General features: G+C 64.7%; 5 protein-coding genes. All 5 read left to right on the top strand.

Annotated elements, in window-relative coordinates; all coding sequences use genetic code 11:
- The first annotated feature begins 4 nt into the window (after positions 1 to 4).
- The 5 genes from treS to treY are packed head-to-tail and all read left to right on the top strand — an operon-like array spanning position 5 to position 12,056.
- A complete protein-coding gene (gene treS / locus GGD66_RS32460; RefSeq protein WP_183260533.1) occupies positions 5 to 3,298 on the top strand; it encodes a maltose alpha-D-glucosyltransferase in 3,294 nt (1,097 codons plus the stop codon).
- Positions 3,291 to 5,438: a 1,4-alpha-glucan branching protein GlgB gene (gene glgB, locus GGD66_RS32455; protein WP_183260531.1), complete on the top strand. Its 2,148-nt coding sequence runs from the start codon at positions 3,291 to 3,293 to the stop codon at positions 5,436 to 5,438. The genes treS and glgB overlap by 8 nt, the downstream gene beginning before the upstream one ends.
- Before the next feature lie 3 nt (positions 5,439 to 5,441).
- Positions 5,442 to 7,520 carry a glycogen debranching protein GlgX gene (glgX, locus tag GGD66_RS32450; protein ID WP_018318518.1) on the top strand — a complete coding sequence of 693 codons (2,079 nt, stop codon included), beginning with the start codon at positions 5,442 to 5,444 and terminating at the stop codon, positions 7,518 to 7,520.
- Entirely contained in the window at positions 7,517 to 9,268 is a 1,752-nt protein-coding gene (gene treZ, locus GGD66_RS32445; protein ID WP_183260529.1) for a malto-oligosyltrehalose trehalohydrolase, read from the top strand. Before glgX ends, treZ begins: the two co-directional genes overlap by 4 nt.
- A gap of 1 nt (position 9,269) precedes the next feature.
- Complete coding sequence (treY, locus tag GGD66_RS32440) at positions 9,270 to 12,056, top strand: malto-oligosyltrehalose synthase (protein ID WP_183260527.1); 2,787 nt, start codon at positions 9,270 to 9,272, stop codon at positions 12,054 to 12,056.
- Position 12,057: the final 1 nt, after the last annotated feature.

The following is a 12,057-nucleotide window of genomic DNA, read 5'->3' as shown; positions in this document are numbered from 1 at the left end:
CGCCATGAATGTTCTGTCCTCCGTCGACACCAAGAAGCTTGAGGCTGCCGAGATCGTGGATGAGCTCTGGTACAAGGACGCCATTATCTATCAGCTCCACGTCAAGGCCTTCGCCGACAGCAACAATGACGGCATCGGCGATTTCGCCGGTCTGACCGAGAAGTTGCCCTATCTGCAGGAGCTCGGCGTCACCGCGCTGTGGCTTTTGCCGTTCTATCCCTCGCCGGGGCGCGACGACGGCTACGACATCGCCGACTACGGCTCGGTCAATCCCGATTTCGGGACCATGAAGGATTTCAAGCGCTTCATCCAGGAAGCGCAGAAGCGTGGCCTGCGCGTCATCACCGAGCTGGTCGTCAACCACACCTCGGACCAGCACAAATGGTTCAAGCGCGCGCGCCGCAGCCATCCCGGTTCCAGCGCCCGCAACTGGTATGTCTGGAGCGACACCGACCAGAAATACCAGGGCACGCGGATCATCTTCACCGACACCGAGAAGTCGAACTGGACCTGGGATCACGAGGCCGGCGCGTTCTACTGGCACCGCTTCTTCTCGCACCAGCCGGATCTCAATTTCGACAATCCGCGCGTGGTCAGCGCGCTGATCCAGGTGATGAAGCGCTGGCTGGATGCCGGCGTCGACGGCTTCCGCCTCGATGCCATTCCCTATCTGTGCGAGCGCGAGGGCACCTCGAACGAGAACCTTCCCGAGACGCATGCGATCATCAAGCGCCTGCGCCACGAGCTGGATTCCTATTCAAAGGGCAAGCTGCTGCTGGCCGAGGCCAATCAATGGCCGGAGGACGTGCAGGAATATTTCGGCCGTGGCGACGAGTGCCACATGGCCTACCACTTCCCGCTGATGCCGCGCATCTACATGGCGATCGCGCAGGAGGACCGCTTTCCGATCACCGACATTCTGCGCCAGACACCTGATATTCCGGCGAGCTGCCAATGGGCGCTGTTCCTGCGCAACCATGACGAACTGACGCTGGAGATGGTCACCGACGTCGAGCGCGACTATCTCTGGACCACCTACGCAAACGATCCCCGCGCCCGCATCAATGTCGGCATCCGCAGGCGCCTTGCGCCGCTGATGGACAACGACCGGCGCAAGATCGAGCTGATGAACTCCCTGCTGCTGTCCTTCCCCGGCACGCCGATCATCTATTACGGCGACGAGATCGGGATGGGCGACAACATCTATCTCGGCGACCGCAACGGCGTCCGCACGCCGATGCAGTGGAGCCCGGACCGCAACGGCGGTTTTTCGCGCTGTGACCCCGCCCGCCTCTACGCGCCGCTGATCATGGACCCTGTCTACGGCTACGAATCCGTGAACGTCGAAGCCCAGTCGCGCAGCCTGTCGTCGCTGCTCAGCGCCACCAAGCGGCTGATCTCCGTGCGCAAGTCGACGCTCGCTTTCGGCCGCGGCACCATGACCTTCATCCGCCCCGCCAACCGCGCCGTGCTGGCCTATGTCCGGCAATATCGCGACGAGGTGATCCTCTGCGTCGCCAATTTGTCGCGCGCAGCGCAAGCGACCGAGCTCGACCTGTCGCCCTGGAAGGACCGCATCCCGCAGGAGATGCTCGGCCGCACCCGCTTCCCCGCGATCGGCGAACTGCCCTACATGATCACGCTGGGGCCTTACGGCTTCTACTGGTTCCAGCTCCAGGAGCGCGACAAGTCCGAGCCGGTGACGCCGCGCGCGGTGCCGGAGTTCGAGACGCTGGTGGTGCCGGTGAATTCGAACTGGGTGTCGCTCGCCCGCGAGCGCGGCGTGTTCGAGCGCGACGTGCTACCGGGATTCTTGTCGCGAACGCGGTGGTATCCCGAGCACAATCCCAAGCAGATCAAGACCACGCTGACCTCGGCGGTGCCGTTCTGCGACATCGGCGACAACAGGCCCTGGATCGCTTTTTTCCAGAAGGCCGACCAGGACGCCGCGTCGCGCTACGTGCTGCCGATGCAGATCGAGTGGGTGCGCTTCGACCGCGAGCGCTTCAACCCGAAGGCGCTCGCCGCCGTCCGCCAGGGTGCGCGCGAGGGCACGCTGCTCGACGTGGCGACCGATCAGATCTTCATCGGCCTGTTCCTGCGCAACCTGTCGCAGAATTTGGTGGTGGAAGAAAACAATCTGCGGCTGGAGTTCAAGGCGACCAGCCGCTTCGCCGATTACACCATCAAGGAGCCCGAACGCATCCGCGCGATCGAGCAATCGAACAGCACCGCGCTGGTCGACAACCAGTACGTCGCCAAGCTCTATCGCCAGCTCGAAGGCGGCATCAACCCCGAGATCGAGATCGGCCATTATCTCACCGAGATCGCGCGCTTTGCCAATACGCCGGCGCTGCTCGGCAGCGTCGAGCTGGTCGAAGGCGATCAGCGCAGCACGCTCGGCGTGTTGCATGCTTATGTCGAGAACCAGGGTGACGGCTGGACCGTGACCACGGGCTATCTCGATCGCTATATCGACGAGCAGCGCGTGCTATCGGCAGGCGAAGCGCCGCGCGAGACCCAGGAGCAAGCGCCTTATCTGCACTTCATCGCGCAGATCGGCCGGCGGCTCGGCGAGTTGCATGTCGCCTTGGCGGCGGCAGAGCCGCACGATCTTGCTCCAGAGCCGATCGGCTCTGCGCACGCCAAACGATTTGTGTCCGACCTCAAGGCACGGGCCGAGCGAATTTTCGAGCGGCTGGCCGACAGCCGCGACGGCCTGCGGGAGGCGGACCGACCGTTGATCGACCGGCTCGCCGCCGTGCGCACGTCCCTGCCCGACCACCTGAATGCGCTATTGCCTTCCGGGATCGGCGGGCTGAGCATCCGTCATCATGGCGACTTCCGCCTCGGGCAAACTCTGATCGTGAAGGACGATATCTTCATCATCGACTTCGACGGCGATCCGCGTCTGCCGCTGGCCGACAAGCGGCGCAAGGCGCCGGCCGCGCGCGACGTCGCCGGCCTGATCCGCTCGATCGATCTTTCGGTTAACGCGGCGCTGAGCCGTGCGCTCACGGGCGCTTCCGACGAGCAGGGCCGGATCACCGCCGCGCTCGACGAATGGCGCGAGCGAGCCGCCGCAACCTTCCTGTCCGCCTATCGCGAAGCCATGACCGATCGACGGCTGTGGCCGGAGGATCGGCAATCCGCGGAAGGCCTGTTAAGGTTTTTCCTGCTTGATCAAGCCTTCGATGAAGTAGAGTACGAGCTGTCCAACCGGCCTGAGGGGCTCCATGCGCCGCTGACCGGACTGCTTCGCATTCTGTCCAGTGCCGGGAGCGAAGCCCATGCCTAAACTGCCTGCCGAGGCCTATGCGATCATCGAGGGCCGCCACTCCGACCCCTTCCACTATCTCGGGCTGCACCCCGAAGGCGATAAAAGCGTGGTGCGCGCTTTTCTCCCCGAGGCCTCAAATGTCGAGGCAGTTGGCGAGCATGGCGAAGTCGCTCCGCTCGACCGCGTGCATGATTCCGGCCTGTTCATCGGCGCCCTGCCCAATGGCTCGAAGCACTATCAGCTGCGCGCAAAATTCGGCGGCAACGTCGTCGAGTTCGAGGACGCCTACCGCTTTCCACCGATCCTGACCGATTTCGACCTCTATTTGCTCGGCGAAGGCACCGATCAGCGCCTCTACGACAAGCTCGGGGCGCATCCGATGCGGCTCGAGGGCATCGACGGCATCGGCTTCGTGGTACTGGCCCCGAACGCACGCCGCGTTTCCGTGGTCGGCGATTTCAATTTCTGGGACGGACGGCGCCATCCGATGCGGGTGCGCGGCGCCGGGTATTGGGAATTGTTCATTCCGCATGCCAACGCCGGCGATCACTACAAGTTCGAGATCATCGGGCCGCACGGCCATCTGCTTCCGCTGAAATCAGACCCGATGGCCTTTGCCAGCGAAGTCCGTCCGAAGACGGCCTCCATCGTGTTCGACGAAACGCATTTGCCACGGCCACGCCCGGCGCCCGACGGCATCAACGCGCTGTCGGCGCCGATGTCGATCTATGAGGTCCATCTCGGCTCGTGGCGTCGCAAGAACGGCGATGAATGGCTGACCTATCGCGAGCTGGCCGAACAGTTGCCGGCCTATGCCCGCGACATGGGCTTCACCCATCTCGAATTCCTGCCCGTGAGCGAGCATCCCTTCGATGGCTCCTGGGGCTATCAGCCGACCGGCCTCTATGCGCCGACCAGCCGCTTCGGCACGCCGGAGGATTTTGCCGCCCTCGTCGATGCCTGCCACCGCGAGGGTGTCGGCGTGCTGCTCGATTGGGTGCCCGGTCACTTCCCCGACGATCCGCACGGGCTCGGCAGTTTCGACGGCACCGCGCTCTACGAGCACGCCAACCCGCTCCAGGGCCGCCACCTCGACTGGGGCACCTTGATCTACAATTACGGCCGCACCGAAGTGACTAACTTCCTGGTGTCGAACGCACTGTTCTGGATGGAGCGCTATGCGATCGACGGCTTACGCGTCGATGCCGTCGCGTCCATGCTCTATCTCGACTACAGCCGGCCGCCCGGCGCCTGGATCCCGAACCAGTATGGCGGCCGCGAAAACATCGAGGCGATCAACTTCCTGCGCCGCTTCAACACCGAGGTCTTCGCGCGCTTCCCGCAGGCGACCACGGCGGCCGAGGAGTCCACCGCATGGCCGCAGGTCTCGCGCCCCGTCGAGTTCGGCGGGCTCGGCTTCGGCTACAAGTGGAACATGGGCTGGATGCACGACACGCTGAACTACATCAGCAAGGACCCTGTTCACCGCAAGCACCATCACGGCGAGATCCTGTTCGGCCTGCACTACGCGTTCTCGGAAAACTTCATCCTGCCGCTGTCCCACGACGAGGTCGTGCACGGCAAGCGCTCGATCCTCGGCCGCATGCCCGGCGACGAGTGGCAGCGCTTTGCGAATTTGCGCGCCTATTACAGTTTCATGTTCGGCCATCCCGGCAAGAAGCTGTTGTTCATGGGCGCGGAAATCGCCCAAAGCCGCGAATGGAATCACGACCAGTCGCTCGACTGGCACCTGCTCGAATACAAGTATCATTCCGGCATTCAGTCACTGATCCGGGACCTCAACCGGCTCTATCGCGCGGTGCCGGCGCTGCACCAGATGGACTGCGACCAGGCCGGCTTCGAATGGCTGATCACGGATGACGCCAACCGCAACGTGTTCGCCTGGCTGCGCAAGGGATTTGACGAGCAGGCGCGGTGTCTCGTCATCATCAACTTCTCACCCAATGTCTATCGCAACTATCGCGTTCGTGTGCCCTTTGCCGGCAAGTGGAAGGAAGTGTTTAATTCGGACTCCGCCCATTATGGCGGCAGCAATGTCGGGAACATCGGCGAGGTTCATGCCGTTGAAGGCAAGGCGCCCGAGCTCCGACTCACCATTCCGCCGCTCGCCGCGATCTTTCTCGTTCCGGAAAGCTGACACATGCGCCTGACTGCTGGATCGCCTGCACGCCTCGGCGCAAGCTGGGACGGACGCGGCACCAATTTCGCGCTGTTCTCCGCGAACGCACAGAAGGTGGAACTCTGCCTGTTCGACACGCAAGGCCGCCGCGAGCTCGAGCGCATCGAGCTGCCGGAAAGAACCGAGGATGTCTGGCACGGCTATCTCAACGACGTCTCGCCCGGCCAGCTCTACGGCTATCGCGTGCACGGCCCCTACGAGCCCGAGCACGGCCACCGCTTCAACGCGAACAAGTTGCTGCTCGATCCCTATGCCAAACGGCTCGCGGGACGCCTGGTCTGGAGCGATGCGCATTTCGCCTACCGCACCGGGAGCCCGCGCGAGGATCTGTCCTTCGATCGGCGCGACAATGCCCGCGGCATGCCCAAGGCCGTCGTGGTCGACGAGACTTTCAACTGGGGCCGCCGCGAGATTCGTCCCAATATCCCCTGGGAAGACACCGTCATCTACGAGGCTCACGTCAAGGGTTTGACCCAGAAGCGCGACGACGTGCCGCCGAATCTGCGCGGCACCTATGGCGGGCTGTCTTCGCCGGCGATGATCGAGCACCTGAAGAAGCTCGGCGTCACCACGGTGGAGCTGCTGCCGGTGCACAGCTTCGTCGACGACCGCATCCTGGTCGAGAAGAAGCTCGCCAATTACTGGGGCTACAACTCGCTCTCCTTCTTCGCGCCTGAGCTGCGCTACGCTCAGGACAATGCGCTCGACTCCTTCCGCACCACGGTGGCGCGCCTGCACGATGCCGGCATCGAGGTGATGCTCGACGTCGTCTACAACCACACCGCCGAGGGCAACCATCTCGGCCCGACGCTGTGCTACCGCGGCATCGACAACGCCTCCTATTACTGGCTCAACCGCGAGAACCCGCGCTATTACGACGACTTCACCGGCTGCGGCTCGTCGGTGAATCTCACCCATCCGCGCGTGCTGCAGATGGTGATGGACTCCTTGCGCTACTGGGTCGAGGTCTGCCACGTCGACGGCTTCCGCTTCGACCTTGCCACCACGCTCGCGCGCGGGCCGAACGGTTATGATCGCGGCATCTCGTTCCTGACCGCGATCCGGCAGGATCCGGTGCTTGCGACCGTCAAGCTCGTCGCCGAACCCTGGGACCTCGGCCTCGGCGGCTATCAGGTCGGCGCATTCCCCTCGCAATGGTCGGAATGGAATGATCGCTATCGCAGCGCCATGCGCCGCTACTGGAGCGGCGAAGGCAGCCTGATCGGCGACATCTCCAGCCGGATGACGGCATCGTCCGACCTGTTCAACCATGACGGACGGCGGCCGCGCGCCAGCATCAATCACATCACCGTCCATGACGGCTTCACGCTCGCCGACCTCTTCAGCTACAACGAGAAGCACAACGAGGCCAACGGCGAGGACAACCGCGACGGCTCCAACGACAACCACAGCAACAATTGCGGTGTCGAGGGGCCGACCGATGATCCTCAGATCCTCGCCCTGCGCCGTCAGCTTCGCAAGAACGTGCTGGCTTGCCTGATGCTGGCGCAGGGCGTTCCGCTGATCCTCGCCGGCGACGAGGTCGGCAACTCGCAATCCGGCAACAACAACGCCTATTGCCAGGACAACGAGATCGGCTGGGTCGGCTGGGACAATCTCGGCAAAGAGGGCGACGACATGGTCGATTTCGTTGGCCATCTCGCCGACATCCGCCGCCGGTTCTCGCAGCTTCGCAGCCATCGCTGGCTCGACGGCCGCCCCGCAGACGGCGTGTCGTACGGCGCATTGTGGCTGACACCTGCGGGCGACGAAATGACGGAGAACGACTGGAAATTCCCGGAGGGAAGATTCCTCTCCTATGTGATGGGCCCGGTGGAACCGGGTGGGGCCGCGATCTTTATCGTATTGAACGCCGCCCCCGAAGAGATCGCATTCAAATTGCCCAAAATGACCGAATACAAGAGCTGGCAGCAGATCTTGAACACGACCGATGCCAAGCTGAATACGGTCGAGTTCCCGCCCGGGAGCGACAGCAAGGCGCCGCCGCGCTCGGTGCTCGCCTTCGCGGGGGCGCTATGAGGCCATCCTTCGGGGCGAGGCCGACAAAGGACGGCGTGTCGTTCCGCCTGTGGGCGCCTGGCGCGCGGCGTGTCGACCTCCTGCTCGACCGAAGACACGCGATGCAGCGCCGGCAGGATGGCTGGTACGTGGCCGAGATTTCCGGCCTCACCGCCGGCAGTCCCTACAAGTTCAGGATCGATGACGAGATCGAGGTACCCGATCCCGCCTCGGCCTTTCAGCCCGAGGATGTGTTCGGGCCGAGCGAGGTGATCGATCACGACGCCTTTTCGTGGCGTGCGCGCGATTGGCGCGGCCGCCCCTGGGAAGAGACGGTGCTGACCGAGGCCCATGTCGGCACCTTCACCTCCGAAGGCACTTACCGCGCCATGAGCGACAAGCTCGATCATCTCGTCGCAACCGGCATCACCGCGCTGGAATTGATGCCGCTGGCCGATTTCGCCGGGCGCCGCGGCTGGGGCTATGACGGCGTGCTTTGGTATGCGCCCGACAGCGCCTATGGCCGGCCCGAAGACCTGAAGACGCTGATCGACGAAGCGCATCTGCGCGGCCTGATGGTGTTCCTCGACGTCGTCTACAATCATTTCGGGCCCGAGGGGAATTATCTCGGCCGCTATGCGCCGGCCTTCTTCACCGATGCCCACACGCCCTGGGGCAGTGCGATCGACTATCGCGTGCCGCAGGTGCGCGCATTCGCGGTCGAGAATGCGCTGTCCTGGCTCAGCGACTACCGTTTCGACGGCCTCAGGCTGGATGCCGCCAATCACATCATGGCGATCCCCGGCGAGCAATCGATGCTGCAGGACCTCAGCGTCGCCGCCGGCGAGCTTGCCAAGGCCACGGGGCGGCACATCCATCTCGTGCTGGAGAACGGCGACAATCGCGCCAGCCTGCTCGACGCGGCGCAGGAGCCGCCGAACGGCAAATATCGGGGACAGTGGAACGACGACTATCACCACGTCTGGCACGTGATGCTGACCGGCGAGCTCGCCGGATACTACGCGGATTATCAAACGCCGCGGCTCGATCTCGCCCGCGCGCTGGCCTCCGGCTTCGTCTACCAGGGCGAAGTTTCGGAGTTCTGGGGCAAGAAGCCGCGCGGCGAGCCGAGCGGCAAGCTGCCGCCGGCGACCTTCGTCAATTTCCTGCAAAACCACGACCAGATCGGCAACCGTCCGCTCGGCGACCGGCTCGAGAGCCTGGCATCATCGCAGCAGATCGAAGCGGCGCTTGCAGTGACACTACTCGCCCCGATGGTGCCGATGCTGTTTCAGGGCGAAGAATGGGGCTCCACGGCGCCTTTCCCCTTCTTCTGCGATTTCCACGGCGAACTAGCCGATGCCGTCCGCAAGGGGCGTCGGCAGGAATATGCCTGGGCTTACGAGAAGTACGGCGACGAGGTGCCCGACCCGCTCGATCCGGCAACGCTGCAATCGGCCGTGCTCGACTGGACCGGCCGCACGCCGCAGCAGGACGCGCGGCTCGCGCTGGTCCGGGAACTGCTCGCGCTTCGCCGCAAGGAGATCATGCCGCGGCTGAGGGGCGCGAGCTTCGGCGAGGCCGAGGCGGCCGACAGCGGCCTGCTCACCGCGCATTGGCGCATGGGCGACGGCACCGTGCTTCGCCTGTCCGCCAACCTGTCGGACCAAGAAATCATCTCCAATATCAGCGCGGGTACGCCGATCTGGGGCGGCGAGATCGGCGACCGGCTTGCCCCCTGGTCGGTGGTCTGGCGCCTCGGAGGTTAGGATGCCTCCCGCCATTCCGCTCGCGACCTACCGGCTTCAGCTCACCGCGGATTTCGATTTCGACAAGGCCGCCGCGGTGGTGCCCTATCTGAAGGCGCTGGGGATCACGCATCTCTATGCCTCGCCGGTGATGAAGGCGCGCAAGGGCTCGACCCACGGCTACGACACCGTCGATCACAGCCAGTTCAATCCGGAGCTTGGCGGCGAAGCCGGCTTCGCACGGCTGAGCGAGGCGCTGACCAAGCACGACCTCGGCCTCATCATCGACTTCGTGCCCAACCATGTCGGCGTGCATTTCGCCGACAATCCCTGGTGGCTCGACGTGCTGGAATGGGGCCAGGCTTCGCCCCACGCGGTCTCCTTCGACATCGATTGGGATCAGCTCGCCTACCGCGCCCGCGGCGGCGTGCTGCTGCCGATCCTGGGGGCGTCCTACGGCGAGGCGCTCGAGCGCGGCGACATCGAGCTGCGCTACGATCCGGACCAGGGAAGCTTTTCCGCCTGGTATTTCGAACATCGCCTGCCCGTCGCGCCGGAGCGCTATGGCGAGATGCTGCGCATGATCGTCAAGGAAGCGGATGCCGCCGAGACGGAGGCCGGCAAGCGCCTGCTGTCGCTCGCAGCGCGCTATACCGGATTACGCCGCCCCAACCGCAAGGAAGCCCCCGCGTTCAAGGCCGAGCTCAGGGAGATCCCTGGTGCTGCCGAAGTCATCGCACGCGGCCTCGCCGCCTATCGTGCCGCCAAGGATCGTCCCGCACCGACGCTGGCGCTGCATCATCTGCTGGAGCGCCAGCACTACAAGCTCGGGCACTGGCGGCTTGCCTCCAGCGATATCAACTATCGCCGCTTCTTCGACGTCAACGGGCTCGCGGGTCTGCGCGTCGAGGACGCGAGCACCTTCGCCGCCACGCACCGGCTGGTGAAGCAGCTCATCGCCAGCGGCAAACTGCAGGGCATCCGGCTCGATCACATCGACGGCCTGCGCGATCCCGCGCAATATTGCCAGCGGCTGCGCCGGCTGGTGCGCGACGCGCAAGGAAATACAAAGCCGTTTTACACGGTGATCGAGAAGATCCTGTGCGAGCACGAACGCCTGCCGCACTTCGCCGGGGTTCAGGGCACCACCGGCTATGAATGGATGAACGTCATCACCCATGCGCTGGTCGAGGCCGGGGGACTGGGGGCGCTGGACGAGACCTGGCGGCAGGTCAGCAACCGGCCGCCGCGGCTTGCGCCTTACGTCAAGGACGCCAAGCGGCGCGTGCTGGAGACGCTGCTCACCAGCGAATTCACCGTGCTGACGCGCCTGCTCGCGCGCATCGCCAACGGGCATTACTCGACGCGCGATTTCTCCGCCGACAGCCTGCGGCAGGCGCTCGAGCTCTATGTGCTGCATTTCCCGGTGTACCGCACCTATCTGACCAACAGCGGCCCGACCGCGCCCGACCGCAAGCTGATCGACGACACCATCGCGCGCGCCCGCGCCGAATGGTTCGCCGCGGACGAAGGCATCTTCGATTTCCTGCGCGACGCCTTGACCATGGACCTGCTCAAGCCCGGCCGCCCCCCGCACAGCGCCCCGCGCGTGCGCCGTTTTGCGCTGAAAGTGCAGCAATTCACCGGGCCGGTGACGGCGAAGTCGCTGGAAGACACCGCGTTCTATCAATTCCACCGCTTGCTCGCGCTGAACGAGGTCGGCGGCGATCCCGCCAGCACCGGGCTCACGATTTCCGCCTTCCACGAGACCATGCAGGCCCGTGCCAGGGAATGGCCGCTGGGAATGACGGCGACCGCCACCCACGACACCAAGCGCGGCGAGGACGCCCGGGCGCGCATCGCGGCGATCAGCGAGATCCCCGGCGAATGGACCAGCGCGGTGGCGCGCTGGAAGGTGCTGAACGCGCCGCACCTCACGCTCCACGGCAATTACCGCGCGCCGTCGGCGACGTTCGAATACATGCTCTACCAGACCCTGCTCGGAGCCTGGCCGCTGCACGGGCCGGTCGATGCCGGCTTCGTCGAGCGCATCCAAGCCTATGCGCTGAAGGCCGCGCGCGAGGGCAAGGAAGAGACGAGCTGGCTCAACCCGCATGAAGCCTATGAGAACGGCATCAAGAGCTTTATCGACAAGATCCTCGATCCTGCACTATCAGGGGAATTCCTGGATTTGCTGCAAACGCTGGCCCGACGCGTGGCGCTGCTCGGCGCCTTGAACTCTCTAAGCCAGCTCACCCTCAAGGCGACGCTGCCCGGCGTGCCCGACTTCTACCAGGGCACCGAGTTCTGGGACCTGTCGCTGGTCGACCCCGACAACCGTCGCCCGGTCGACTTTGGCGCGCGGCACGCGGCGCTGGATTCGTTTCACGATCCGGATTGGCGTGGCCTGATCAAGAGCTGGCCCGACGGCCTGCTCAAGCTGGCCTGGACACGGCGTCTTCTCAAGCTGCGCAATGAACTCGCCGACGTCTTCGCTCAAGGCGACTATCAGCCGCTGGCGGTGCGCGGCGCACATGCCGACCATGTCATTGCCTTCGCCCGCCGCCATGGCCGCGCTGCGGCGATCGTCGTGGTCGGGCGTCAGTTCGCGCCGTTCACCCAAGCCGGTCGGGAATGGCCCGCGCTGGAGGGATTTGACGCGACCGTCGATATCACGGGCTATGCCGCGACGGGCCATGAGGGCCACGAACTGCCGGTCACCCAGGCTTTCGGTGATTTTCCCGCCGCTGTCATCGAGGCCCGCACGGCAAGCGCCATCAGGCCCGCGCGGCCGCGCGTGCGCGCCTGAA

This window comes from Bradyrhizobium sp. CIR48, assembly GCF_014198315.1.
Taxonomy (GTDB): Bacteria; Pseudomonadota; Alphaproteobacteria; order Rhizobiales; family Xanthobacteraceae; genus Bradyrhizobium.
The sequence above is the reverse complement of the archived record's forward strand: the minus strand, read 5'-3'. Positions and strand labels throughout refer to the sequence as shown.